This window comes from Shewanella sp. Isolate8 (assembly GCF_022398495.1).
Lineage (GTDB): Bacteria > Pseudomonadota > Gammaproteobacteria > Enterobacterales > Shewanellaceae > Shewanella > Shewanella aquimarina.
On sequence record NZ_JAKEVI010000001.1, the window covers coordinates 430920 to 455659 of the forward strand.

The window sequence follows — 24740 nt, forward strand, 5'->3', positions numbered from 1 at the left end:
ACTACTCTTTAAGTGACTCATTCTTGGTGGCTAGTTCGATAGCCTTGTTAAGCGCGCAGACAAAACTGCCGATGTCTGCCTTGCCTGTGCCCGCCAGCTCCAGCGCCGTGCCGTGGTCGACCGAGGTGCGGATATAGGGCAGGCCTAAGGTGATATTGACCGAGCTGCCAAACCCTTGTGACTTTAATACCGGCAGGCCCTGATCGTGATACATGGCGAGGATCACGTCGGCATCTTCCAGGTATTTAGGTTGGAACAGGGTGTCGGCGGGCAGTGGCCCGACGATATTCATGTTCTGTTCGCGCAGCTCGTTGAGAGCGGGAATGATCACATCGATCTCTTCGCGCCCCAGGTGGCCATCTTCACCCGCATGGGGATTGAGGCCACAGACATAGATCTTAGGATCGTCTAGGGCAAACTTAGTTACCAGATCCTTGTGCAAGATCTTGATGATCTGGTGCAGACGGTCACGGGTGATTGCCTTAGACACATAGGCCAGCGGAATATGCGTGGTCACCAGTGCCACCTGCAGGCCTGGCGCCGCGAGGAGCATCACCACATCCTGACAATTGGCCTGGTGGGCAAAAAATTCGGTATGACCGCTAAAGGGGATGCCCGCCTGGTTGATGATCCCTTTGTGCACCGGGCCAGTTACCACTGCGTCGAACTCGCCATTCATGTTCTTCTCACCTGCATAGGCCAGGGTATCGATTACATAGCTGCTGTTCTGTTCGTCGAGTTTGCCGCAAACTGCATCGTTGACCAGCGGAAAGGGCACTATGGTCAGTGTGCCGGCTTCCTGTGGCTTAGGTGGCTGGTTGGGCTGGAAGGGACGCAGCTGGATCGGCAGACCGATCTGCTTGGCGCGACTGGTCAGCAAAGTGGGATCGGCACAAACAACAAGCTCAGCGGGCCAAGCGCGCTGAGCAAGTTGAATGACTAAGTCTGGGCCCACACCGGCAGGTTCTCCCGGTGTGATGGCGATGCGTTTAGTCGTCAATATGGTTAACCTCGATTGAAATCGGCATCGAATACTTCAATGTAAGCCTCTGCTCGCATTTCATCCAGCCAGTTCTGTAATTCTTCATTAAACTTACGGCGGAAGATGAGCTGGTGTGCCCGATTAGTGTTAAATTTATCTGTCGCATCCGTCTTACGTCGCTCCTCCAGCTGCACTATGTGCCAGCCGTGGCTAGAACGGAAAGGCTCACTGATTTCGTTAATCTTCAGTGCGCCCAGTGTTTGTGCAAAGGCTGGCACATAGACGGTGGGATCCGCCCAGCCTAATTCACCGCCCTTGGCCGCCGAACCTGGGTCTTCGCTGTATTGACGGGCCAGGGTAGCAAAGTCTGCTTCGCCGCTTCTTAGCTGGTCGGCAAACTTGTCGAGCATCGCCTTGGCACGTTCTTCCGACAGGATAGGCGACGGCTTGATCAGTATATGACGTGAACGTACTTCGTCAATTTCTTTGGTCTGCAGGCCGCGGGCATCCATCACCTTGATGATGTGGAAACCGGCGCCGCTGCGCACAGGGCCTATGATGTCGCCCGTCTTGGCGCCGACCAGTAGTTCGGCAAACAGGGTTGGCATCTCATTGACGTTCATGTAATCCCAGATACCGCCTTCCAGCGCCTTAGGGCCTGAAGAGGAGGCGATGGCGGTCTGCTTGAAGTCGCCATCGTTTTGCAGGCGCTTGAGCACCGCATTGGCGCGGCTGCTGGCGGCTTCAAGTTGTTCGCTGTTGGGGTTGCTAGGCACTTCGATCAGAATATGGCCGATCTGGTATTCTACCTGCTGCATCCCTTGTTCTTCGATAAGCTTAACCAGGCTGTTGATCTCCTGTGGAGACACCTGGATACGACGCTGAACCTGAATACGCTGGATCTCGCCCAGGGTGATCTCTTCGCGCAGCTGCTCGCGGTATTGGCTCCAGCTCATGCCCTCGGCCTCAACCTTTTCACGCATCATCTCAGGCGTCAACTTCTGTTCCTTGGCGATGTTCTCGATTGTCTGGTCCAGCTGAAGGTCACCGATATGCAGACCGATGCGGTCGGCCATCTGCAGTTGCAGGCGGGTGACGATCAGACGCTCGATCACCTGAGTGCGTAGCGCCTTGTCAGAAGGTAATGACTGGCCGGCGGCTTTTGCGTTGGCTTTGACTGTCTTCAACATGTTGACGATTTCGCTCTCCAGCACTATGCCTTCGTTGATCTGAACCGTCACCCTATCCAGGGGAACGTTCTCGGCCATCGCGCCGTGGCTCATCGCCAGTGTAAGTAAAGCAAAAATCAGTTGTTTACAGGGTTTCATCCACAAAAATCCTTGGCATATTCAGGTCGGTCAACTTAGGCGTCGACCGAGTATCTAATTCGACTATTCTGATTGGACTACAAGTCCGTATCTAGGTTCAGCGCGGAGCCGATTAAAATATTAAAACTAGTTTTTCAGGTAGAGCGGCTTGCGATAATTAAACAGGCCATCGTTAAGCATGTCCGACACCCCAAGCGGGCCGGAGCCACCTAGTCCCTTGATCACAAAGTTCAGGTAGAAGCCGCTTTCGAACAGCTCCCTGTCGTTGAACGTTGGATCTAAATTGTCATCGTAGTTGGTTTTAATGCGGTAATGATAACTTAAGCGCACCGCCCAGCAACAAGATTCGTATTGAAATCCTGTGTAGGTCTCGACGCTACGATTCTCGTTGAGATCGTAATACCAGTTGCCCACGATATACCAGTTGTCGCTGATCGGCCAGGCCGTGCGTAGGCCGGTTTGCGACACATTAACAGATTCGTTGGTGTTGCTGTTAACTAAATCGGGCACGTAACGATAGCTGAGCTGCAACAGCTTGTTGACCCCGGGGCGGAAATCCAGGGTGACCTCACTCTTCTTGTTGTTCTTGTTTTTGGTGTCATATTGAATGGCACCGCTCAAGAACCAGTCGCTGTAGAGTTGGGTATTTAGTTCCGCCGCCAGCACCGAGTTGGAGGTGTTTTCCTGCTTGAAGATCTCGTTCGGACGTGAGGGATCTGTGATGCCGACCTCGCTGTCCTCGAAGTAGTAGATCTGACCTAGGCTGAACTTGAAACGCTCCAGGTTATGATCGTCAAACAGGCGGGTGGTCAAACCCAGCGTCATCTGATTGGCGTCTGCGATACGATCGAGACCCGAGAAGCGGCGATCCCTGAAGAGGCCGTAGTAGTCATCCTGTAATAGCGCAGTGTCATAGATGCCGATGTTGGACTGATCTTCATAGCCTACATACAGGTACTGGAACTGTGGCTCCAGAGTCTGGCGGTAGTTAGTATCGAAGTAATCGGTGAAACGCTCGAAGTTGATCTGACCGTGAATACGTACCTGGGGCAGGGTACGGCTCACAGTGCTGTCCAGCGGCTCTGTACCCGTGTAGTTTTTGGTGTCCTGCCAATAGTTGGTCTGTAACAGCTTGAGTTCACTGGTCAGCGAGCCCGCAGGCCCGTGGATCGGCAGGGATACGCTTGGCTCGAAGTGCAGACGGCTGGCGGTGGCATATTGATCTTCCTTGTGGCGGAAGTTGCTCGCTTCCCCCATGAGGTTGAAGTCTATGCCTTGCCACAATCCTGGCGCGCGATAGTTAAAGCCAATCTGCGGCATCACCTGGTAGGGAGATTCTTCCTCACCCAGTACCTTGATGTCCTGCACTCTGGCTGACATGTCCCAGTTATCGTCGAAATAGGCGATTTCGCCTATGCGCGAGATCTGATTGTCCGTGGCACGCAGCACGTCAGAGGGTAGATCGTTGAAGTAGTTGTTATCTGACACATCGGTAAAGTTGGCCAGTACCCGCCAGTTGTCGGCGATGGCCCCTTGATGCTGCCAGTGGTAGAGGTAACGGTCGGCGCGGTTGGGCACCAGATCGTCTTTGCCTAGGTATTCGACATTTAACTGTCCCTGCTGCGCCTCGCCGGCAAGATAGCGAAACTCGGACTTGAGGAACAGGCCGCGGGCCGACATATAGTGCGGGGTAAAGGTGAGATCATACTCTGGTGCTATGTTCCAGTAGTAGGGCGTCGCCACCTCGACACCATTTGTGGTACTGGTGCTGAAAAACGGGAACAGAAAGCCCGACTTACGCTTCTCCGACACGGGAATCGTCATATAGGGCAGATAGAAGACTGGTACATCGCCGATTTTCAGTTTGGCGTCCCAGAGCTCGCCCCATTCTTCACTGCTGTCTATCTTGATGGTCTCGGCTTCAAGCAGCCAGGAGGTATCGCCCGGCGGACAGGTGGTGAAGCTGGTATTAGACAGGTGCAGGTTGTTGTCCTGGGTGATCTCCAGGTTTTCCGCGTCGCCGTGGATCTGCTGGCCGTGGAGCCAATATTGGGCACCCTTAAGTTGGGCGCTGTTGCTGCGCATCTCGGCGCTCAGGGAGTCTGCCGTGACGGTAAACATATTGTCTTGGAACACCAGGTTGCCGTTAGCATCCAGGCGCTCGTTGGCCTGATCCAGCACGGCACTGTCTGCGGCGATATGACGGCCGCCTTGACTGAAAGTCACATCTCCCTGGAAAGTGGCCTTGTCACCCATCTTGGCGTTGGATGAGTCGGAAACGATCTTAATCTGCTGCAGATCCAGAGGGCGTTCGTCTGTGCTGGGTTCTGGAATAGGTACGGGCGGAAGTACCAGGCACTGGGCACCGGGCGCGGGAGTGGTTTCCGATTCGTCTGCCAAGACTAGCTGCGGGAGTAGCGCCAATGCCAATAAGTAACGGATATGCATCTTTTATCGTTTTTGTGATTTCTTCGTCTAGACAAGTTATCGGTGAGAATAGTTGCATCCCCCTTAGGAAGCAACTTAGCAAAAGAGATAGAATCATCTTAATTGCTGTTTCTATTTTGCTTTATAATAAAGCAATTTTCTTCTAAGAGCCATGAGGTGCCCTTGTCAGATCCAAGATTTCTTGCCCTTAATTCATGGATAGCGCGAACTTTAGGCGATGAGGCGCAGCTAGCCTTAATTTCCGGTGACGCCAGTTTTCGTCGCTACTATCGTGTTCGGTATCTAAGCCAGACTTTTATCGCCATGGACTCGCCGCCGGATCTGGTGCCCGTCGCCCCCTTTATTGCCCTCGCAAACGCCTATCATGATCATGGTATCCTAGCGCCAGAAGTTAAGGCCGCCGAGCTGACGCAGGGCTTTCTGCTGCTCTCCGACCTCGGCGATATCCAGCTGCTCGAGGTGCTGACGCCTGAGAATGTCGAGCAATACTATGGCAAGGCCCTTGGCTTGCTTGAGGCGCTGCAGACCATCACCTCGGCGGCTGGGCAGCCCTTGCCCGATTATGACGACGCCTTCGTGCTGCGGGAGCTTACTATCTTCATCGAGTGGCTGGTCGAGCATCACCTGCAGCTGACCCTAGATCGTCAGACGCGGCAGATGATAGATGGGTGTTTTAGCCTACTTATAGAAAACGTTGCCCAGCAGCCCAAGGTGGGTATGCACAGGGATTACCATAGTCGTAATCTGATGCTCTGCGATGACGAGCTGGCGGTGATCGATTTTCAGGACGCGGTTATCGGCCCTATCACCTATGATGCCGTCTCCCTGCTGCGGGACTGCTATGTGCGCTGGCCGCTCGACGTGGTCGAGGCTTTACTCGAGCAGCACTATAATCAGATGCGCGTCCTGGGCCGCCTAGGCGATGAGGTGAACTTGAGCCAGTATCGCCGCTGGTTCGATCTCATGGGGATGCAGCGTCACCTGAAAGCTGCGGGTATCTTCTGCCGCCTCAACTATCGCGATGCCAAGCCGGGTTATCTGAAAGATATTCCCTTGACCTTGAGCTACGTGTGCGACATAGGGGAGCAATATCCTGAGTTTGCGCCTTTCATCGCCTGGTTAAGGCGTGAGGTGATGACGCACATGACCTGCAAAAAATTGTCTCAGCTGACAAGTCATGTGGAGGTACAGCGATGAAGGCCATGATACTCGCCGCCGGTCGCGGCGAGCGCCTGCGCCCGTTGACAGATAGCTTGCCTAAACCTCTGGCAGAGGTCGCGGGCAAGCCGCTGATCGTCTATCACATAGAGCGTCTGGCGAAGATAGGCATAACAGAGATAGTGATCAACCACGCCTGGTTAGGGCATAAGCTCGAAGCCTATCTGGGCAATGGCAGCGCCTGGGGCGTCAGCATCAGCTACAGCCCTGAGACAGAGGCGTTAGAGACAGGCGGCGGCATTAAGCAGGCCTTACCACTGCTTGGGGATGAGCCCTTTGTGGTGCTCAATGGCGATGTCTACATCGACAGCCTGCCCAGGGTGAAGGGCTTGTCCCTCGAAGCGGCGCTCGATAAGGCAAGAGTCGCCGAGTTGATGGGCGAGCACCAGGCCTACCTTTGGTTGGTGGATAACCCTAAGCAGCATCCAGAGGGAGATTTTGCCCTGGAGGCGGGCAAGGTTAATGACAGCGGCGAGCCCAGGCTGACCTTCTCCGGCATGGCCATTTATCATCCGCGCTTTTTCGATGACGCGCCCAGCGGGCGTTTCGCCCTGGCGCCGATGTTGAGGGATAAGATGCAGCAGGGACTGATAGCTGGTGAGCACTATTCTCACCTCTGGTGCGACGTGGGCACCCTGGAGCGATTGCAGTCACTGGACGCCGAACTGCGCACGGCACAAAAACACAATAAAGGTTGTTAGATGAAGATTTGGGGAAAGTTTTTTGGGTTTGCCATAGGTTTCATGTTTGGCCGCATCATAGGCGGCATCATAGGTCTCTGGCTGGGCCACCTCTATGACAAGAAGCGCGGCGAGGTGGAGCAATTGATGGGTAAGGGCAGCGATCGACAGGCGCTGTTTTTCAACACAGCTTTTGCGGTGATGGGCCATGTGGCCAAGGCCTCGGGTCAGGTGACCGAGAATGATATCCGCCTGGCGACGGCGCTGATGGATCAGCTGCGGCTCAGCGGCGATGCCCGCCGCGAGGCTCAGGCGGCCTTTACTCAGGGCAAGGCCGCCGATTTCGACCTGAAGGCTTCACTGCGCACCTTCAGGCTGATCTCCATGGGGCGACGTGAACTGCTACAGATGTTTCTGGAGATCCAGATCCAGACAGCACTATCGGACGCCGAGCTAGATGCCAAAGAACATGCCATACTCTTAACCGTGGCGAAGGAGCTGGGCTTTAGCCGCGAGCAACTCGATGAACTACTCAAGCGCTGGCAGGCGGAAGTGAACTTCCAGCGCCACGGCCGCCAGCAGACCTCCATTAACGATGCCTACGAGGTGTTAGGCCTCAACGAGCAGGCCTCGGATCAGCAGGTAAAGCGTGCCTATCGTAAGTTGATGAACGAGCATCACCCCGACAAGTTAGTTGCCAAGGGGCTACCCGCCGAGATGATGGAACTGGCCAAACAGAAGGCGCAGGATATTCAGGCCGCCTATGACAGGGTAAAGCAAGACCGCGCCATGAGATAATCATAAACAAGTAAAGGAGAGGGCGATGAAGGGAATAAGGCTGATCTTATTAACGGGACTCTTAGCATGGATGACGGCTCAGTCTGCCTGGGCAAAGTCGGATATCTTTGTCGCTCCCTTCGGTGGTTATAGCTTTGGCACCAGTGAACTCGATGCCACAGATATCGACACTAGCACCCAAGGCAGTATCAGCATCAAGGACTCCAGCCACTACGGCATCATAGTGGGGATGAAGACCCGGGATCCTGGCGATGTCTACCTACTCTACAGCCACCAGAGCACAGATATGCACGCTGGTGGCATGTTTAATCCCAACCGCTTGGCAAAGCTTGAGCTGGATTACGCCCACCTTGGTGGCTCGCTCTATTTTCCCAAGGGAGATCTGCGCCCCTATGTTACCGTCAGCGTCGGCATGACACAGATGCGTCCGTCCGGGGATTTCTCCGACGAGTCACGCTTCTCCATGGGCATAGGGGGAGGCGTGGAATACCAGCTCGGGGATAACTTCAGCCTGTTTGCCGATGGTCGCGGCTATGCCACCTTCATCAACAGTGACAACGAGCTGTTTTGCGATGCTAACCGCTGTATCTGGAATATCCGCGCCGATGTCATCTGGCAGGGCCAGCTGAATGCCGGTTTTAAATACACTTTTTAACCCTTAAGAGAGCAGTCTTCATGAAGATAGTCGTACTCGATGGCTACACCCTCAACCCTGGCGATCTCGATTGGCAGCCGCTGACAGCGCTGGGCGAGTTTCACTGCTTTGACAGAACCGCTCCGGCCGAGCTTATCGATCGTGCTCAGGGGGCCCAGGTGTTGCTGACCAATAAGACTGTTCTCGATGGCGAGGGTCTTAGGGCCTTGCCTGGGCTCGAGTATGTCGGCGTGCTCGCCACTGGTACCAATGTGGTGGATCTCAAGGCTGCCAGTGAGCTAGGGATCAAGGTGACCAATGTGCCCGGCTATGGCCCTGACGCCGTGGCGCAGATGGTATTTGCCCATATACTGCACCACACCCAGAGATTGTCTGATCATCACAATGCCGTGGTGGCTGGGGCCTGGTCTCAGGCGCCAGATTTCTGCTTTACTCTGGCGCCGCTGCAATCGCTTAAGGGCAAGACGCTGGGACTGGTGGGCTTTGGCGATATAGGTCGGCAGGTGGCCGCTATTGCCAAGGCCTTTCAGATGCGGGTGTTGGTCAACACGCCATCCGTTAAGCAGGATCTCCCGGAAGGGGTCAGCTGGTGCGAGCGTGAGGCGTTATTCGGCAGTGCCGATATTATCTCGCTGCACTGTCCGCTAACGCCGGATACCCTGCAGCTGATCAATAGTGAGCGACTAAGGGCCATGAAATCCAGCGCCATCTTGATCAACACTGCTAGGGGCGGTCTGGTGGATGAGCAGGCCCTGGCCGATGCCTTAAGTCGCGGCGAGATTGCCGCTGCCGGCGTGGATGTCCTATCGAGCGAGCCGCCAGAGGCAGACAATCCCCTGCTGAGTGCGGCCAATATCAGCATCAGCCCTCATAATGCCTGGGCGACCAGGGAGGCGAGGCAGAATCTGCTGACCATTGCCATCGATAACCTCAGGGGCTATCTGGCGGGGCAGCCGATTAATCAGGTGAATTAAGCCAAGGTCATCTGGTCGAAAAGAAAAGGGCGCCTGATTCTTGAGAAGAGGCGCCCTTTTCTTTGATCTCAGTTGCGGAGGATTTAATCCAGCAAAACTTCTACCTGAGCGGCAACCTTGAGCGCCTTGTCGATGGCGTTATCAATGCTTTCCCCGCGAGCCAGGCCTACGCCGAGACGGCGACGGCCGTCGATATCCGGCTTGCCAAACAAGCGCAGCTGAGTGTTTGGCTCAACGAGTGCCTGCGCCATGCCGCGGTAGCTGATGTTATGGCTAGTGCCCTCGGCCAGGATCACTGCCGATGCCGATGGGCCGTGTTGCATTATGTTGGCGATAGGCAGGCCTAAGATGGCCCGCACATGCAGGGCGAACTCCGACAGGTCTTGGCTGATAAGGGTGACCAGGCCGGTATCGTGTGGGCGAGGCGACACCTCGGAGAAATAGACCTCCTCGCCCTTGATAAACAGCTCGACGCCGAACAGACCATAGCCGCCAAGTGCCTCGACTACCTTACGACCGATCGCCTGCGCCTTGGCGAGCACGGCATCAGACATGGCCTGGGGCTGCCAAGACTCGCGGTAGTCGCCATCCTCTTGGCGATGACCTATGGGGTCGCAGAAGTGGATGCCGTTGACGGCACTGATGGTAAGCAGGGTGATCTCATAGTCGAAGGGCACGAAGCCCTCGACGATCACCTTGCCACCACCTGCGCGGCCGCCTTCCTGGGCATATTGCCAGGCCGAAACAATATCCGCCTCACTGCGTATGATGCTCTGGCCCTTGCCCGATGAGCTCATCACAGGTTTGACGACACTGGGGAGGCCGATGTCGGCGACTGCCTGCTCAAATTCTGCCTGGGTGTCGCAGAAGAAATAGGGAGAGGTGGGGAGGCCCAATGTCTCGGCGGCGAGGCGACGAATGCCTTCGCGATCCATGGTGAGCTGGGTTGCCTTGGCGGTGGGGACGACATTCACTCCTTGCGCTTCCAGCTCGACCAGGGTCTGAGTGGCGATCGCCTCGATCTCGGGGATCACCAGGTGGGGCTGTTCCTGCTCTATGATGGCGCGCAGGGCCTCACCGTCCAGCATGTTGATCACATGAAACCTGTGGCTGACCTGCATGGCCGGCGCGTTGGGGTAGCGGTCGACGCCAATGACCTCGACGCCCAGGCGTTGTAGTTCGATGGCAACTTCTTTGCCGAGTTCGCCGCAGCCTAGCAGCATGGCGCGCCTAGCGCCTTTTGAATAGGGTGTGCCTATCATGGTGTGGGTACCTTTTTATCTTGAGTGGGTCGTGCGCCCAGCTTCGATTATTTGGCGACTATCTTACCTCTTAGCAAGGAATATGCAGACCCCTTACGCAGACAAGTGTGTACTGGATCAAGATTATGACGCGAATTAGGAAAGCATTATCAGCAATTTATGGCTAGTATGGATAAAGTAAAACTGCGAGATCTGTTTGTTTGCGCCAATCTCGATGGCGCGGCGTGTTGTGGTTAAATAGGTTCAATAACAATAAGGAGTGAGCCGTGTTTTTGGATTACTTTGCATTAGGTGTCATCATCTTTGTCGCCGTTTTCCTGTTTTATGGGGTGATCGTGATCCACGATATTCCTTATGAGATAGCCAAGAAGCGTAATCATCCCCAGCAAGATGCCCTGCATGTTGCCGGTTGGGTAAGCCTTTTTACCCTGCACGCTATCTGGCCCTTCCTGTGGATCTGGGCGACCCTGTATCGCGAGGACAGAGGCTGGGGCTTCAACAAGGTGGTCGAGCGAGAGCTGGCGCTGGAAGATGAGGTCAAACAGCTCAATCAAACCATAGCTCAGCTTGAGCAGCGTCTGAGCGCCGTCGAGGGCGGGCAAACGGCCTTGCATGTGGTCGAGACACAGTCAGATTCCCAAGAGAAGGAGTCATAAGATGGATCTATTACTCATTCTGACCTACACCGCCATCTGCATCGCCATCTTTAAGATCTTCAAGATACCCTTAAACAAATGGACAGTGCCCACAGCGATTCTCGGCGGCATAGTGATCGTCGGCGCCCTGGTGCTCTTGATGAACTATAACCACCCCTACACGCCCTATGCGCGTCAGGTGTTTGCCACGGTTCCCATCAACCCCGCGGTGCGCGGCTTGGTGACCAGCGTCGAGGCCAAACCCAATGTGCCCCTGAAGAAGGGGGATGTGCTGTTTCGCATCGATCCTAAGCCCTTCGAGGCGGTGGTGATGCAAAAGCGCGCGGCACTGGCGGCGGCCGAACTCGAGGTGCCTCAGTTAGAGGCGGCCTGGCAGACGGCTCAGGCCAGTGTGGAACGGGCCACGGCCGACAGAGACAGAAGCAAGTCGGCGTTCGAGCGATACGAGAAGGGGCGCAAGCGTGGCGGTGCCAACTCCCCCTTTACCGAGCTGGAGCTGGATAACAAACGCCAGCTCTACATGGCCTCCGAGGCGCAGCTCACCGCGGCGCGCTCTGAAGAGTTGAGAGTCAGGCTCGCCTATGAGTCCAATGTCGATGGCGTTAATACCAAGGTGGCCGGGATCCGGGCCGAACTGGATAAGGCGATGTACGATCTCGAGCAAACTGTGGTGCGGGCGCCGGCCGATGGCATAGTCACTCAGATGGCGCTGCGTCCCGGGGTGATTGCCGTACCTATGCCGCTACGCTCCCTGGTGAGTTTTATTCCCGACGAGGAGCGCTACTTTGCCGGAGCCTTCTGGCAAAACTCCCTGCTGCGCCTCAAGGAGGGAGATGAAGCCGAGATGATCTTGGACGCCGCGCCGGGTCAGGTGTTTAAGGGACGGGTGGCCAAGGTGTTGCCAGCCATGGCCGAGGGCGAGTTTCAGTCTCAGGGGGCATTGGTCTCTTCCAGAGTGCTACTACCAAGGGGGCGTGCCATAGTCTTGATTGAGCTTGACGATCACGAGGCGAAACGTAACTTTCCCGCCGGGGTATCGGGTCAGGCGGCCGTCTATACCGAGCATTTCTCCCACGTGGCTGTGATGCGCAAGGTGTTGCTGCGCATGCAGGGCTGGTTGAACTATCTATTTCATTAACTGATAGCCTGCCAGCCTGGCGAGTCATATAGAGTCCCGCCAATAGATAAGCCCGCGTTGCGGGCTTTTTTGTGGGGTAATTCATGGCGTGAACAATTGAATTTGTTGAGATACTGGGGTATCAATAGCGCTTGGGTTGGCGAACCAGGGCCAGCCCTGGTGGCTAATGCTTCTATCGCTAGTGACTAATCTTATATCGCTAGCGGCTCTGTTTAAGGATGACTATGCAAGATATTCGCGATCTCACCGCCGTGCTGCGCTCCAATACCCCGATCGTCGTGATCGAAACCTATGAAGAGTATCGGGTGATCGAGCTGTTAAAAAGGGTATCGACCATCCTATATCAGCCGCTGTTTACCTGGAGCATCACCCAAGGGCTGGCGCGTGCCGATGTGAAGATGGGGACTCAGAAATTCAACACAGATCCCACAGAGATCCTGGGGCAGATCAAGTCCACCAGTCAGCAGGGGATCTATGTGCTGTGCGACTTTCATCCCTTCGTCGACAATGCCCCCAAGAATGTGCGTCTGCTCAAGGAGATCGCCTTAGAGTATGAGGCGCTGAAACATACTATAGTCCTGGTGAGCCATGCCTTCGATATTCCGCCCGAGATCAAACGCTACTGCGCCCATTTCTCCATCTCGCTGCCCGATACCGTGCAGCTGCAAAACCTTATCTATGAACAGATAGACAAGGCTCGTGGCGAAGGTCTGCTGCAGAGTGTCGATGATGATGCCGTGGCTAAGCTGGCCGAGAATCTCAGGGGGCTGACCTTCGACGATGCCCGCCGTCTGGCCCATAAGGCGATAGTGGATGATGGGGCCATCACTCACTCGGACGTGGACAGGATCAACCAAGGCAAGTTTAAGCTGCTGGATATGGAAGGTGTGTTGCAATTTGAATATGACACCAGCGACTTCTCTCAGGTGGCTGGCCTGCATAACCTGAAGAAATGGCTCTCCCATCGCAGTCCGGTATCGAGTGCAGAAGGGCGGGCCGATCATCCCAAGGGGATCTTGCTGCTGGGGGTACAGGGCAGTGGTAAGAGCCTGGCGGCCAAGGCCGTGGCGGGCATGTGGCAGCGTCCCTTACTGCGCCTGGATATGTCGGCCCTGTATAACAAGTATATCGGCGAGACGGAGAAGAATTTGCGTAACGCCCTGGCGCTGGCCGATCTTATGGCGCCTTGCGTATTGTGGATAGACGAGATAGAGAAGGGGCTCAGTAGTGGTAGCAGCGACGATGGCACCTCTAAGCGGATCCTGGGAGCGCTGCTGACCTGGATGGCAGAGCGAAAATCTGAGGTGTTCTTGGTGGCTACGGCCAACGATATCAGTGCCCTACCACCCGAGCTGATGCGTAAGGGCAGGATGGATGAGATCTTCTTTGTGGATCTGCCCGACGATAGCGTGCGCCAGGCGATCTTCCTGATCCATCTGCAGCGTCGTCGGCTCGACCCGCTCAATTTTGACCTGGTTAAGCTGTCACAGGCCAGCCAGGGCTTCTCCGGCGCCGAGATAGAGCAGGCGATCATCTCCGCGCGTTATACGGCGCGAGCGGCTGAGCAAAGCGTGTCTCAGGCGCTCTTATTGGGCGAGTTGATGAAGACCCGCCCCCTATCTGTGGTGATGCGGGAAAAACTGGCCGCGCTGCGTCACTGGGCGCAAGGGCGTACCGTCAACGCCCATCAATAGCGGGTGCGAGTCTACTCGGGCTTAGGGGGGAACTGAGAGAGAATCTTGTTCACGGTTTCCTTGGTCTCTCTGGCCTTTTTCTCGCCGCCATCATCGTAATCAAACTTATCGCTGCCGCGCCAGACAAGCTTGTTGCTGGCGCTGTCGACTATGTCTATCTGGATGAGCTGCATCTTGGCGCTGTCGCTGCCCAGTGGCACACCGACGCTGGTGCCGACTCCGACACTGCCTGAGCTGCCCCAGCTGCCGGTTCCCAGGCCGATGGAGAGCCCGGAGCTCTTGGGCTTGTCTACCACCTTGAAGCCGTAGGTCACCATAAACTGGGGCTGGTCGGCGACCTGGCTGTAGCCTCTCTGAGTCAGGCTATCGACGATGGCCTGGTCTATTCGCGCCGTGCTGAGGGGGTCGCCGATATTGGCAGGACTCTGCAGGGTGAAGCGCTTAAGCGTATCGAAGTCATACTGGGTATCGTAATCTGTGGTAGGTTTGCTGGCACAGGCGCCTACGAGTAAGGCGGCCATTGTTAGGATGAGCAGGCGTAGTGAACTCATGAGACTCCTTAATAATCATAATTTGATGCTATCAGCTTATTTATACAAGAGTTTTTAGTTTTAGTGTATGAATAAAGTTTAGCCTGTTGCCGAGATTTAGGTTATGTTTTAACTATAGGCTCATTTAGCGACCCCTTAAGTGAGCCCATATTCAAGATGTCGCAGACAATTAGGTGTAGCTAGCCCCCATGGAACAGTTAGAGTTTTTCGAGATCCCTAGTCCCTGTATCGGTGTCTGCCAGACAGACGCTCGGGGCTATTGCAAGGGCTGCCTGCGCAGCAGAGAGGAGCGCTTTAATTGGCTGCACTTCTCCGATGCGCAAAAAAATGAGGTGATTCGCCTATGTAAACAGCGTCATCGCCGTCGTCGCCTGGCCCTGCTAAAGGCGAAGAAGACGGCCATCTTGGAAGAGCGCGCCGCCGCGACCCAATCACTGGACTTCGACATCGATGCCGAATGATCTCGGCTGGCGTTAACCCAATGTCGAGTTCGGCCGCATCAACATACCACTTACTCGTTTAAGCCCGTTTTCCGTCTGCTATTTTCTTTGTCTGTTCGCGTTCACCCTGGGCCAGCTTAGGGTAAAGACGGTATTGCCCGGCTCGCTTGCCAGTGACACCCGGCCATTGTGCTTGTGCATGATCCGCTTGATGATGGCCAGCCCCAGTCCATGACCCTTGTTGCCATTCTGTACCACCTTGCTGCGATAGAAAGGTTCGAAGATCTTCTCTTGATCCACGGCCGCGATACCCGGGCCATCGTCGATCACCTTGAGCTGCACCGACTTGTTTTCCTGGCTGATCTCTATGGTGATATGGCTCTTGGCAAAACGCTGGGCATTGATGATCAGGTTTTGCAGTGCACGCTCGATGAGGGAAGGGTCTCCCATCACCTTCAGTTCGGGCGTCTGCTCGTCAAAATAAATCGGAATGCTGTGGCGGTTTTKCAGTCGGCTGATGGTCTGCTGGGTAAGCCGAGTAAGCTCACAGCATTCAAACTCTAAATCCTGCTGTTGTGACTCCAGGCTGGCGTAGGTGAGCAGTTCCTGCAGTAGGGTCTCCATCTCCTTCACATCTTGCTGCATCTCGTCGAGAAATACCTGGCGCCGCTCGGGATCTGAGTCGGGGCCACAATATTGAGGCACCAGGGCCAGGGCAAACTTGAGCCGGGCCAGGGGCGTTCTGATCTCGTGGGAGACGGCGTTAGAGAGATGCTTCTGGTTCTCGATCAGCGCGCTGATGTGGCGTGCCATCTCGTTGAAGGTTGACGCCAGGGGCTGTACCTGCGAGCGGCTGGAGAGTTGTATCTGGGTGTCCCATTTGGCCTGGCCAAATGCCTTGGTCGCCAGTCGCAGCGTCTTGAGATCCCGTGACAGGGGCCAGACCCAGATCAGCGCGACCAATGCAAGGGAAAGGTAGAAGAAGAGGGTAAACAGGCCGCGCAGCTGCTCCCTGGGATCTATCTCTATGGGGCCGGCCATCAGGATCTGCTGATCATCGATCTCGATAAAATGCAGCTCGTGTTGCTCGTCCGGCGCCGTGACCAGGACGCTGTCGCGCGCGAGGGAGTCGTCTAGGTTGACCGCCACCTGAGCCTTAGGAAGTAGGCTGAGTGGGTAGCTGTGTCGGGTGCTGAGCTGGGAGAGAAACGCCTCGCGCTGGGCCTTGGGCAGCTTGCCGATCAGCTGAGCTAAGGCGATGAGCGGCGCGTCTTGTGCGCCGCCGTCGTCGACATTGTTTTGCCAGATGCTGTCCAGGGTCCAGCCGATACCGAGAAAACTAAGGCTCAGTAGCAGGTATAGGCTGATGAAGAGTCGTTTCAACGCAGCTCCGTTAGTTGTTCCAGGCTTCTGGGGCGAATAGATATCCCTGACCCCATACCGTCTTAATTCTAAATGGGGTTTCGATATTGTCACCTAACTTCTTACGCAGCCGTGAGATGCGCACGTCGATCTTCCTGTCTTTGCCGTCGAAATCTATGTTGAGCAGGTATTGATAGATATATTGACGGCTCAGCACCTGCCCGGCTTGTGAGGCCAGCAACCAGAGAAGCTCGAACTCATGACTGGTGAGGTCCACCTCGAGATCGCCCAGGCGAATGGCCTGAGTGTGGGGATCTATGCTCAGCTTACCGAAGCTGAGGCAGTGAGACTCCGCCTGTGGTGGCTTGGCGGTTCGGCGCAGCAAATTATTGATGCGGGCGATAAGCAGCGCAGGATCGACTGGCTTTACCACATAGTCGTCGGCGCCCAGCTCTAATCCCTTGATCTGATCCTCGTTGGAACCCAGGGCGCTCATCAGCAGGATAGGGCCGGCAAAGTAGTCGGGCAGTTTTTCACAAAGAGTAAGGCCATCCATCCCTGGCAGCATGATATCGAGCAAGATGATATCTGGTTTGTAGTTGATCAGTCGGGTCAGTACTGTGTCACCACGACGCTCAACTTCCACGTGCATTCCATGCGACTTTAAATAATCCACAATCAGGTTTGCCAGACGAATATCGTCTTCGACGAGCAAGACTCTATGGGTCGATTGAGATTCTGTCATTAGAATAGACTCCAGGGGTTGCGATAACGACGCCTCACCTGAGGCGACGAAGTAGGGGTAACTTTTAATTTTACGCCGGCCAATGTTTGGTGGCTTTCTTTGTCTATCATGACAAATTGAATATCTTTTTGTGTCTCAACCTTCACGGTGAGCGAGTGGGTATTGGGGGAATCGGCGCACCACTTTTCCAGGTCGCTATGATCCGACATGATACAAACCACCTGGGGATAGGTGGTTTCCCAATTCAGTACCAACTCAATTTCACAGCTCTGTTCGACATCGGCCGTGATGCAAAATTGGGGTGACAATGACAAGCTGGCCGTAGACTCTTGGCCCGCGGCATAGGTAATGTTACACAGTAAAATAATGGCAAGAATTGCCTGTATCAGCCTGAAAGTCATTGAAAACACAAACCTTAAAACCTATAGGCTGTGCCGATAAAGTAAGTGTTGGTGTAACTTTCGGTGACGAGCGGGCTGTCGGTGATCGCATCGGCCAGGTCGGTATAGCGTATCAGGAAGAGCAACTCCCAGTGCTCATTCATTATGTATTGTGTCGTCAATTCTAATCCTAAATTAGTGCCAGAACCGGCACGATAGCGTTCACTCCAATATGCATTCTCGCTTGGACGTACGCCGTAATAGTAGTTGATGATCTCTTCGCTCTTCCAGTTGGCCACCGCGGCGACTTCAAATTTCCAGTCGGTCAGCGACAGGTTGTAGAGCCATTTGACTTTGCCTTCCATGCCGGAGTGGACATCGAAAAGGTCGTGGGCCAAGGCGAGGTTGATTATACCCACCGGAGTGTAAATAAACGCTTCGGCTCCGCCAAGAAGTGTAAATTTTCTGTCTTCGAGTTCGTTGAAAAACGGCTCGGGCTCGGCGCCAAAAGCTTGAAATCGCGAGGTAAGCGCCGGTGTCGAGCTGAGCTGGCTGGTACCAGAGATAAAGATGTTCGACGGATCCCAACGGTAGAAGTAAGCACTGTCGCTGCTGAAGCTGGTGGTCAGGTTGAGGCTGAACAGCTCCTCGTCCGCCAGGGTGTAGCCCAGATTGCCATTGTCGAAAAACCAGCTGTCGCCATAGTAGGCTAGGGTCGGTGCCAGGTAGATGGGGATATCGTCGTAGTCGCGGATGGGGTTACTGCGCTCACCATAGCCTAACGCCAGGCCGAGTTGCCACTGGCCAACCTCGATGCATTCATCATCCATATGACAAACCTTCTGCTCTTCGGCCTGGATGGCAAAGGAGAACAGCAGAGTCGTAAGTAGGCCTGTCAGCAGCTTGTTTTTCATGGGTATAGATACACTAAATTGGATCAAACAGGAGTCTGAACAAAGATTACCATTTACGTCATATATGCACAGCGTTTTCGCTATTCCTGATGCAAAATGATACAGCTTGATGCCTTGTGTTGGTTGCATTTTGGCGAAATGTTGCGCAGCAACAGGGAGCCTGTGATCCCTTTTAGCTATAGAGTTTACTGACTTGTTGCAACTGCCTCTGCTGCTCGGTGCGCTCCCCCTCTCTGGGCATGGCCAGGCCGACGGTGCGCCTGAGCTGCAAGTCGCCAATCGCCTTATAGATGATGTTGCTTTGCTCCATCAATACCGGCAGGGCTGGCACCAGGGCGATACCCACGCCGGCGGCCACTAAACCCACGGCATATTCCACCGTCTGGATCCGTGCGCGGATCTGCATCTTTATCCCCTCGAGGTCCATCAGCTGCTGCAGATCTGCCAGGGCCTCGCAGGGGGCGCGGTGGATGAAGGGCTGGCCGCTGAGATCCTGCAGGCGGATCTCCTTTTTCAGGGCCAGGCTCATGGTCGAGGGGATCGCCAGTAGGTAGTCGTCATGCCAGATGGGCTGAAACACTTCGTCCGACTTTAGCTGACTGGTGGTGATGATGCGGGCGTCGCAGGGCTCGTTGGCCTCGACCAGGGTAAGCTCCATATCATGGCAGGCCTGGCTGAAGTCTTTGAGCAGCATGCTCATGCGTTGTACCCCGAGGGAGTTGATCAGCCCAAGCTTGAAGGGTTGGCGCTGCTCTGGCGTATTAAACAGCGAGGCGATCGCCTTGGACTCGTTTAGCAGCCGCTGGGCCAAGGGATAGAGGCGCTCTGCCGACTCTGTGGGGCTCACACCTCTGCCGTGACGCTGGAACAGCTGAGTGTTGAGCTCGTCTTCGAGTTGACTGATGGCCGAGGAGATCGACGGCTGGGCGATATAGCACTGCTTAGCGGCGGCGCTGATGGTGCCCTTATCGTAGACGGCGACGAAGTAGCTCAGGGCTCTCAGGTTCATCTTTACCCTTACGTAAGATATAGAAAATAACTATGTAAGCTAAACAAAAAGAATATTTTTCCTACGGATAAATTATGCCTATGCTAGTCGAATTAGCAAGTGATGAATTAGTCACCAGCGACAACCACAACAATAACGACAGCAAGGAACAGACTCATGGCTCGAGTGAAATTTGATTGGCAAGATCCACTGCAATTCGATGCGCTACTTAGCGAAGATGAACGCATGATCCGCGACATGGTGCACGACTATGCGCAAGAGAAGTTGATGACCCGGGTATTGATGGCCAATCGCGAGGAGCATTTCGACCGTGAGATCATGAACGAACTTGGCGAGCTGGGGCTCCTGGGGGCGACCCTGCCCGAGGCCTATGGCTGTGCCAATGCCAACTATGTCAGTTATGGCCTGGTGGCCCGTGAAATTGAGCGGGTCGATAGCGGCTATCGTAGCGCCATGAGCGTGCAGTCTTCATTGGTGATGCACCCCATCTATACCTATGGCAGCGAGCAGCAGCGTCAGAAGTACCTGCCTAAGCTGGCTACCGGCGAGTGGGTAGGCTGTTTTGGTCTGACCGAGCCGGATGTGGGCTCAGATCCCGGTGGGATGAAGACCCGCGCCGAGCGCATCGAGGGGGGGTACCGTCTCAACGGCGCCAAGATGTGGATCACCAACTCGCCTATCGCCGATGTGTTTGTGGTGTGGGCCAAGCTCGATGGGGTGATCCGCGGCTTCATCCTAGAGAAGGGGATGAAGGGGCTGAGTGCGCCTAAGATTGAGGGTAAGTTCAGCCTCCGGGCATCGATCACCGGCGAGATAGTGATGGACAATGTCGAGGTGGGTGAAGAGGCGCTATTGCCTAACGTCGAGGGACTCAAGGGCCCATTTGGCTGCCTCAACAAGGCTCGCTACGGCATCGCCTGGGGGGCGCTTGGCGCCGCCGAATTCTGTTGGCACGCGGCGCGTCAATATAGCCTAGACCGTATCCAGTTTAACCGTCCGCTGGCGGCCACTCAGCTGATTCAGAAGAAGCTGGCCGACATGCAGACAGAGATCACAACTGGTTTATTTGCCTGTCTGCAGGCCGGTCGCCTGATGGATCAGGACGCCTTGCCCGTCGAGGCCATCTCACTCATCAAGCGTAACTCCTGCGGTAAGGCGTTGGAGATCGCCCGTATCTCCCGCGACATGCATGGCGGCAACGGCATCAGCGACGAGTTCCATGTGATCCGTCACGTGATGAACCTTGAGGCCGTCAACACCTACGAGGGCACCCATGATATTCATGCGCTCATCCTGGGTCGTGCGCAGACCGGTATCCAGGCCTTCGGCTAATTCCTCTCCTTCAGCTCGGAGCGACGGCGTCGCTCCGCCTTCTCGTCGCAGCGGCCTGTTGAACGCCCGTGGTATAGGCCTTGTTGCGCCCAATTGAGGTAGATCAACTTGGAAGATAGAGCTATTGCCCTCGACAGGCAATTTGTCGAACGTGTATCTCAGCAAGATTTCCTGGAGATAGAGCAGGGCTGGTGCCACACTCGCCTGGGGCTCAGCGATGCCGATTTTGTTGGCATGTTTGAGTCTCAGATGAAGAGCCGGCTGCTGGATCTCGAGTCCCGTAAGATGCGAGCCCGTAATCAGGGCTTCTATACCATAGGCAGCTCGGGCCACGAAGGCAACGCCGCCTGCGCCGCGGCCCTGCGCCCGACCGATATGGCGTTTCTGCACTATCGCAGCGCGGCCTTCATGATAGAGAGGGCGCGCCAGGTGCCCGGCGAGACGTCTCTGTGGGACATGCTGCTCTCCTTCGCCGCCTCCAGCGAAGATCCCATCTCGGGCGGACGCCATAAGGTACTTGGCAGTAAGCGCTTGATGATACCGCCGCAGACCTCCACCATCGCCTCTCACCTGCCTAAGGCGGTGGGGGCAGCCCTGAGTATTCCCCTGACTCAGAGGCTGGATATCGACAGTGCCCTGCCCGAGGACAGCCTGGTGTTCTGCAACTTTGGTGATGCCTCGGCGAACCACGCCAGCGCCCAGACGGCGATCAATGCCGCGGGCTGGGCCGCCTATCAGCAGGTGCCACTGCCGCTGCTGTTTGTCTGCGAAGACAATGGTATCGGCATCTCCACCGCCACCCCAAGCGGCTGGATCGCAGCCAACTTTAAAGATCGCGCCGGCATCAAGTATTTCTATTGTGACGGTCGGGATCTACTGGACTGCTACCGGGTCAGTCGCCAGGCGGCTGAGTATGCCAGAGTCAAGCGCCGTCCCGTCTTCTTACATGTCAGAACGGTTCGCCTGATGGGCCATGCCGGCAGCGACGCCGAGATTGCCTATCTGAACAAACAGAAGATTTTAGACAACGAGGCGCAGGATCCACTGCTGCTCACGGCCAAGCAGATCATCGAGGCCAAGCTGATGAGCCCGGATGAAATCGTCGAGCAGTACCAAAGCCTCAAATCGCGCATCGCGGCCATTGCCAAGGTCGCGGTCGAGCGGCCAAAACTGACCAGTGCCAAGACGGCGATGGCGGCGGTGGTCCCGCCTGTAAATGACCAGGTTCAGTCACACCAAGATCTGTCCAAAGAAGCCTTTGCGCGGCTATTCAGCGCAGACAAGAACTCCCTGGGTAAACCGCTGCACATGGGCAAGCTGATCAATATGACCCTCACAGAGTTGATGGCACGTCAGCAGAACATAGTGGTCTGCGGCGAGGATGTGGGCAAGAAGGGCGGGGTGTATCATGTCACCTCGCGCCTGGTGGAGCGCTTCGGGCCTAACAGGGTGATCAATACCCTGCTCGATGAGACCTCCATATTGGGGCTGGCCATCGGCATGGCCCACAACGGCCTGCTCCCGATTCCCGAGATCCAGTTCCTCGCCTATGTGCACAACGCCGAGGATCAGATCCGCGGCGAGGCGGCGACCCTGCCGTTCTTCTCTAACGGCCAATTTACTAATCCCATGGTGATCCGCATCGCCGGTCTGGGTTATCAGAAGGGCTTCGGCGGCCACTTCCATAACGACAACTCTCTGGCAGTGTTTCGCGATATACCTGGCCTCATCCTGGCCTGTCCCTCCAACGGCGCCGATGCCATGGGCATGCTACGTGAATGCGTGCGGCTGGCCGAGCAGGAGCAGCGACTGGTGATCTTCCTTGAGCCGATCGCCCTCTACATGACGCGGGATCTGCACCAGGAGGGCGACGGCCTCTGGAGTCATGCCTATTGTCCTCAGGAGCAGGCCAAGGCGCTGCCCTACGGTGAGCTGGGTGTCTACGGTAAGGGCAAGACCCTGGCTATCCTCAGCTATGGCAACGGCTATTACCTCAGCCGTCAGGCCGAGCGTGAGTTGGCCGAGCAGGGGATAGATTGCCGGGTTATCGATCTGCGCTACCTCATCCCGCTTAACGAGGAGGCGATCATCGCTGCGGTCAGCGAGTGTGAACACCTGTTGATCGTCGATGAATGCCGCCGCAGTGGCTCGGTAAGCGAGGCGATAGTCACCTGTGTGCATGAGCGTTTGGGGGATCTTGCGCCGCAGATGGCCAGGCTGACCGCCGAGGATTGCTTTATTCCACTGGCGGAGGCGGCGACCCTGCCGCTGCCTGGGCGCTCGCAGATAGTCGAGGCCGCCCTGGCCCTGATTGGTGAGCAGGCAAAGGACGACGAGGGGAGTGAAACCATCCAGCGCACAGGAGTGAGACAAGCCTTATGACACAGGAAGCTAAGATGATGAAGACAGGCGAAACGGCGGCGACAGGCAAGCTAAGAGCGCTGGTGGTCGCGCCGGGAAGAGGCTGCTACAACAAGGAGGAGCTCGGTTATCTCGCCAGGTACCATAGCGACAAGCTTGCCTTTATCGAGGCGATCGATGCCTATCGGCGTGATTTGGGGCAGAAGCCCGTCGCCGAGCTCGATGCTCAGGGTAAATACTCCTTTAAGCTGCACACCCCGGGGGAAAATGCCTCGGCCTTAATCTATGCCTGCGCCATGGCCGACTTTATGGATATCGACCGTGAGCGCTTCGATATCGTGGCGGTCACGGGTAACTCCATGGGCTGGTATATCGCCCTGGCGCTGGCCGGCGCCCTGGATGAGCGCGGCGCGATTGAGGTGATCAACACCATGGGCAGCATGATGAGTGATGGCCTGATTGGCGGACAGATGATCTATCCAGAGATGGACGATAACTGGCGCCGGGACAAGACCAAGACAGCACTGCTGGACAGGGTGATCGCCGAGGTGAATGAGCAGGCCGGCTGTGAGCTCTATACCTCTATTCATCTGGGGGGATATAGGGTGCTGGCGGGTAACGAGGCGGGGCTGACTCAGGCTGAGGCCCGACTGCCAAGGCTTGAAGAGCGTTACCCTATGCGACTGTATAACCATGGCGCCTTTCACTCGCCACTGCTGCAAGAGATCGCCCGCCGAGGGCAGAAGGCCCTGCCGGAGTCGCTGTTTCATCGCCCCAGATTGCCCATGGTCGATGGCCGGGGGCAGGTGTGGAGTCCTTTCTCCACTGATATGGCACGACTGCACAGCTACACCTTAGATCATCAGGTGGTGGCGCCCTATGACTTTAGTCAGGCGATGGCCGTGGGGGTCAAGGAGTTTGCCCCAGATTGCGTGATAGTGCTGGGGCCGGGTAACACCTTAGGCGGGCCCGTAGCGCAGACGCTGATCGCCAACCAATGGTTTGACTGGCAGAGCAAGCAGGATTTCAGCGAGGCGCAGAAGTTGGCGCCTAAGCTGATCGCCATGGGCAACCCTGCGCAGCGACCCATTGCCACGGGAGAATAAGGGCGTTGCTATGCCTGTTGTACCTATGGCATATTGCCTTCTTTTATAAGGAAATATAGGACGTTTATGGCCGAGCAGCAGTTCAACTCCCCCCAAGCCCCGGAGATCACTATTCGTCACAGCACAGATGGCGACATAGAGGGGATTTTCGCCTTGTACGGTCAGCCTAGCTGTTATGCCGGTACACTGCAGCGTCCCTATCCGTCGCTGGCCTTCTGGCAGAAACGGCTAAAGGATCTGCCGGAGAACTGTTACAGCTTGGTGGCCGTGCGTGATGGGCAGATAGTGGGGCAGCTTGGCATGGAGGTCTACAGCAATGCCAGGCGCAAGCATGTGGCCAACTTTGGCATGGCGGTGTGTGAGTCGGCGCGTGGGCAGGGGATCGGCAGTGCCTTGCTGGCCGCCATGATAGATCTGGCGACCAACTGGCTGGCGGTGCGTCGTATCGAACTCGAGGTCTATACCGATAACGAGGCCGCGGTTGCGCTCTATAAGTCCCATGGCTTTGTGATAGAAGGCGAGGCCAAAGATTATGCCTTTCGGGACGGCGGCTATGTGAACGCCTTCCTGATGGCGAGGTGCAGCTAAGCCCTGATTTAGAGCTCCGTCTTTGAGTCCTGTCTTTGATGCCTGTCTTTAAGGCCAGGGCTTGAGTCATAGCTTCTAGCATTAGCTTTAAACATTGGCTTTACGCATAAGCTATGAAT

The 24740-nt window shown here is 55.8% G+C and carries 23 protein-coding genes; 13 read left to right on the top strand and 10 right to left on the bottom strand.

Annotated features, from left to right (window positions below; all coding sequences use genetic code 11):
- Position 1: 1 nt before the first annotated feature.
- The 3 genes from pdxA to lptD form a co-directional block, all read right to left on the bottom strand.
- Positions 2 to 1000, bottom strand: coding sequence for a 4-hydroxythreonine-4-phosphate dehydrogenase PdxA (pdxA, locus tag L1D43_RS01855; RefSeq protein ID WP_041510213.1), 999 nt, complete (start codon positions 998 to 1000; stop codon positions 2 to 4).
- A 5-nt stretch (positions 1001 to 1005) separates the two neighbouring features.
- The gene (gene surA / locus L1D43_RS01860) at positions 1006 to 2310 is read right to left on the bottom strand and encodes a peptidylprolyl isomerase SurA (RefSeq protein WP_041510214.1); all 1305 of its coding nucleotides are present in this window, start codon (positions 2308 to 2310) and stop codon (positions 1006 to 1008) included.
- A gap of 126 nt (positions 2311 to 2436) precedes the next feature.
- Complete coding sequence (lptD, locus tag L1D43_RS01865; RefSeq protein ID WP_041510215.1) at positions 2437 to 4758, bottom strand: LPS assembly protein LptD; 2322 nt, start codon at positions 4756 to 4758, stop codon at positions 2437 to 2439.
- 156 nt (positions 4759 to 4914) lie between these two features.
- Here lptD and L1D43_RS01870 point away from each other — a divergent pair, with 156 nt between their 5' ends.
- Genes L1D43_RS01870 through L1D43_RS01890 form a run of 5 tightly spaced genes read left to right on the top strand, consistent with a single transcriptional unit; the run spans position 4915 to position 9083 of the window.
- Complete coding sequence (locus tag L1D43_RS01870) at positions 4915 to 5955, top strand: phosphotransferase (protein WP_239849730.1); 1041 nt, start codon at positions 4915 to 4917, stop codon at positions 5953 to 5955.
- Positions 5952 to 6677, top strand: coding sequence for an N-acetylmuramate alpha-1-phosphate uridylyltransferase MurU (gene murU / locus L1D43_RS01875; protein WP_239849731.1), 726 nt, complete (start codon positions 5952 to 5954; stop codon positions 6675 to 6677). The genes L1D43_RS01870 and murU overlap by 4 nt, the downstream gene beginning before the upstream one ends.
- Positions 6678 to 7454, top strand: a complete 777-nt coding sequence (gene djlA, locus L1D43_RS01880) for a co-chaperone DjlA (protein WP_041510217.1) — start codon at positions 6678 to 6680, stop codon at positions 7452 to 7454.
- A gap of 25 nt (positions 7455 to 7479) precedes the next feature.
- Positions 7480 to 8109, top strand: coding sequence for an outer membrane beta-barrel protein (locus L1D43_RS01885; RefSeq protein WP_239849732.1), 630 nt, complete (start codon positions 7480 to 7482; stop codon positions 8107 to 8109).
- A gap of 20 nt (positions 8110 to 8129) precedes the next feature.
- The gene (locus tag L1D43_RS01890) at positions 8130 to 9083 is read left to right on the top strand and encodes a D-2-hydroxyacid dehydrogenase (protein WP_239849733.1); all 954 of its coding nucleotides are present in this window, start codon (positions 8130 to 8132) and stop codon (positions 9081 to 9083) included.
- A gap of 83 nt (positions 9084 to 9166) precedes the next feature.
- Here the strand turns inward: L1D43_RS01890 and purT are convergent, their stop codons facing one another.
- Positions 9167 to 10345: a formate-dependent phosphoribosylglycinamide formyltransferase gene (purT, locus tag L1D43_RS01895; protein WP_239849734.1), complete on the bottom strand. Its 1179-nt coding sequence runs from the start codon at positions 10343 to 10345 to the stop codon at positions 9167 to 9169.
- 266 nt (positions 10346 to 10611) lie between these two features.
- Between purT and L1D43_RS01900 the strand changes: the two genes are divergently transcribed.
- The 3 genes from L1D43_RS01900 to L1D43_RS01910 all read left to right on the top strand — a co-directional run bounded on the left by L1D43_RS01900 (position 10612) and on the right by L1D43_RS01910 (position 13833).
- Positions 10612 to 11001 (top strand): DUF3302 domain-containing protein, encoded by a 390-nt coding sequence (locus L1D43_RS01900; protein WP_239849735.1) that lies wholly within the window; start codon positions 10612 to 10614, stop codon positions 10999 to 11001.
- Between the two features lies 1 nt (position 11002).
- A complete protein-coding gene (locus L1D43_RS01905) occupies positions 11003 to 12139 on the top strand; it encodes an HlyD family secretion protein (RefSeq protein WP_239849736.1) in 1137 nt (378 codons plus the stop codon).
- 224 nt (positions 12140 to 12363) lie between these two features.
- A complete protein-coding gene (locus L1D43_RS01910; RefSeq protein WP_239849737.1) occupies positions 12364 to 13833 on the top strand; it encodes an AAA family ATPase in 1470 nt (489 codons plus the stop codon).
- A gap of 11 nt (positions 13834 to 13844) precedes the next feature.
- Here the strand turns inward: L1D43_RS01910 and L1D43_RS01915 are convergent, their stop codons facing one another.
- Positions 13845 to 14384 (bottom strand): DUF4136 domain-containing protein, encoded by a 540-nt coding sequence (locus tag L1D43_RS01915; RefSeq protein WP_239849738.1) that lies wholly within the window; start codon positions 14382 to 14384, stop codon positions 13845 to 13847.
- A 188-nt stretch (positions 14385 to 14572) separates the two neighbouring features.
- Between L1D43_RS01915 and L1D43_RS01920 the strand changes: the two genes are divergently transcribed.
- A complete protein-coding gene (locus L1D43_RS01920) occupies positions 14573 to 14845 on the top strand; it encodes a DUF1289 domain-containing protein (RefSeq protein ID WP_239849739.1) in 273 nt (90 codons plus the stop codon).
- 78 nt (positions 14846 to 14923) lie between these two features.
- Here the strand turns inward: L1D43_RS01920 and L1D43_RS01925 are convergent, their stop codons facing one another.
- The 5 genes from L1D43_RS01925 to L1D43_RS01945 all read right to left on the bottom strand — a co-directional run bounded on the left by L1D43_RS01925 (position 14924) and on the right by L1D43_RS01945 (position 19234).
- The gene (locus tag L1D43_RS01925) at positions 14924 to 16207 is read right to left on the bottom strand and encodes an ATP-binding protein (protein ID WP_239849740.1); all 1284 of its coding nucleotides are present in this window, start codon (positions 16205 to 16207) and stop codon (positions 14924 to 14926) included.
- A gap of 10 nt (positions 16208 to 16217) precedes the next feature.
- Positions 16218 to 16931 (bottom strand): response regulator, encoded by a 714-nt coding sequence (locus L1D43_RS01930; RefSeq protein WP_011864701.1) that lies wholly within the window; start codon positions 16929 to 16931, stop codon positions 16218 to 16220.
- A complete protein-coding gene (locus L1D43_RS01935) occupies positions 16931 to 17239 on the bottom strand; it encodes a DUF3019 domain-containing protein (protein ID WP_239849741.1) in 309 nt (102 codons plus the stop codon). Before L1D43_RS01935 ends, L1D43_RS01930 begins: the two co-directional genes overlap by 1 nt.
- 107 nt (positions 17240 to 17346) lie before the next feature.
- A complete protein-coding gene (locus L1D43_RS01940; protein WP_239849742.1) occupies positions 17347 to 18225 on the bottom strand; it encodes a MipA/OmpV family protein in 879 nt (292 codons plus the stop codon).
- A 172-nt stretch (positions 18226 to 18397) separates the two neighbouring features.
- Positions 18398 to 19234 (bottom strand): LysR family transcriptional regulator, encoded by an 837-nt coding sequence (locus L1D43_RS01945; RefSeq protein ID WP_239849743.1) that lies wholly within the window; start codon positions 19232 to 19234, stop codon positions 18398 to 18400.
- A 156-nt stretch (positions 19235 to 19390) separates the two neighbouring features.
- Between L1D43_RS01945 and L1D43_RS01950 the strand changes: the two genes are divergently transcribed.
- The 4 genes from L1D43_RS01950 (at position 19391) to L1D43_RS01965 (ending at position 24621) form a co-directional block, all read left to right on the top strand.
- Complete coding sequence (locus L1D43_RS01950) at positions 19391 to 20566, top strand: acyl-CoA dehydrogenase (RefSeq protein WP_239849744.1); 1176 nt, start codon at positions 19391 to 19393, stop codon at positions 20564 to 20566.
- Between the two features lie 108 nt (positions 20567 to 20674).
- Entirely contained in the window at positions 20675 to 22948 is a 2274-nt protein-coding gene (locus tag L1D43_RS01955) for an alpha-ketoacid dehydrogenase subunit alpha/beta (protein WP_239849745.1), read from the top strand.
- The gene (locus tag L1D43_RS01960) at positions 22945 to 24033 is read left to right on the top strand and encodes an ACP S-malonyltransferase (protein WP_239849746.1); all 1089 of its coding nucleotides are present in this window, start codon (positions 22945 to 22947) and stop codon (positions 24031 to 24033) included. The genes L1D43_RS01955 and L1D43_RS01960 overlap by 4 nt, the downstream gene beginning before the upstream one ends.
- A gap of 66 nt (positions 24034 to 24099) precedes the next feature.
- The gene (locus tag L1D43_RS01965; RefSeq protein ID WP_239849747.1) at positions 24100 to 24621 is read left to right on the top strand and encodes a GNAT family N-acetyltransferase; all 522 of its coding nucleotides are present in this window, start codon (positions 24100 to 24102) and stop codon (positions 24619 to 24621) included.
- Positions 24622 to 24740: the final 119 nt, after the last annotated feature.

Excerpts from the sequence above, each read along its gene's own strand:
- surA (WP_041510214.1), bottom strand. The coding sequence starts at position 2,310 with ATGAAACCCTGTAAACAACTGATTTTTGCTTTACTTACACTGGCGATG.
- L1D43_RS01890 (WP_239849733.1), top strand. The coding sequence starts at position 8,130 with ATGAAGATAGTCGTACTCGATGGCTACACCCTCAACCCTGGCGATCTC.
- L1D43_RS01965 (WP_239849747.1), top strand. The coding sequence starts at position 24,100 with ATGGCCGAGCAGCAGTTCAACTCCCCCCAAGCCCCGGAGATCACTATT.
- L1D43_RS01915 (WP_239849738.1), bottom strand. The coding sequence starts at position 14,384 with ATGAGTTCACTACGCCTGCTCATCCTAACAATGGCCGCCTTACTCGTA.
- L1D43_RS01940 (WP_239849742.1), bottom strand. The coding sequence starts at position 18,225 with ATGAAAAACAAGCTGCTGACAGGCCTACTTACGACTCTGCTGTTCTCC.
- L1D43_RS01950 (WP_239849744.1), top strand. The coding sequence starts at position 19,391 with ATGGCTCGAGTGAAATTTGATTGGCAAGATCCACTGCAATTCGATGCG.
- L1D43_RS01930 (WP_011864701.1), bottom strand. The coding sequence starts at position 16,931 with ATGACAGAATCTCAATCGACCCATAGAGTCTTGCTCGTCGAAGACGAT.
- L1D43_RS01920 (WP_239849739.1), top strand. The coding sequence starts at position 14,573 with ATGGAACAGTTAGAGTTTTTCGAGATCCCTAGTCCCTGTATCGGTGTC.
- L1D43_RS01945 (WP_239849743.1), bottom strand. The coding sequence starts at position 19,234 with ATGAACCTGAGAGCCCTGAGCTACTTCGTCGCCGTCTACGATAAGGGC.
- L1D43_RS01910 (WP_239849737.1), top strand. The coding sequence starts at position 12,364 with ATGCAAGATATTCGCGATCTCACCGCCGTGCTGCGCTCCAATACCCCG.
- purT (WP_239849734.1), bottom strand. The coding sequence starts at position 10,345 with ATGATAGGCACACCCTATTCAAAAGGCGCTAGGCGCGCCATGCTGCTA.
- murU (WP_239849731.1), top strand. The coding sequence starts at position 5,952 with ATGAAGGCCATGATACTCGCCGCCGGTCGCGGCGAGCGCCTGCGCCCG.
- djlA (WP_041510217.1), top strand. The coding sequence starts at position 6,678 with ATGAAGATTTGGGGAAAGTTTTTTGGGTTTGCCATAGGTTTCATGTTT.
- lptD (WP_041510215.1), bottom strand. The coding sequence starts at position 4,758 with ATGCATATCCGTTACTTATTGGCATTGGCGCTACTCCCGCAGCTAGTC.
- L1D43_RS01905 (WP_239849736.1), top strand. The coding sequence starts at position 11,003 with ATGGATCTATTACTCATTCTGACCTACACCGCCATCTGCATCGCCATC.
- L1D43_RS01885 (WP_239849732.1), top strand. The coding sequence starts at position 7,480 with ATGAAGGGAATAAGGCTGATCTTATTAACGGGACTCTTAGCATGGATG.
- L1D43_RS01960 (WP_239849746.1), top strand. The coding sequence starts at position 22,945 with ATGACACAGGAAGCTAAGATGATGAAGACAGGCGAAACGGCGGCGACA.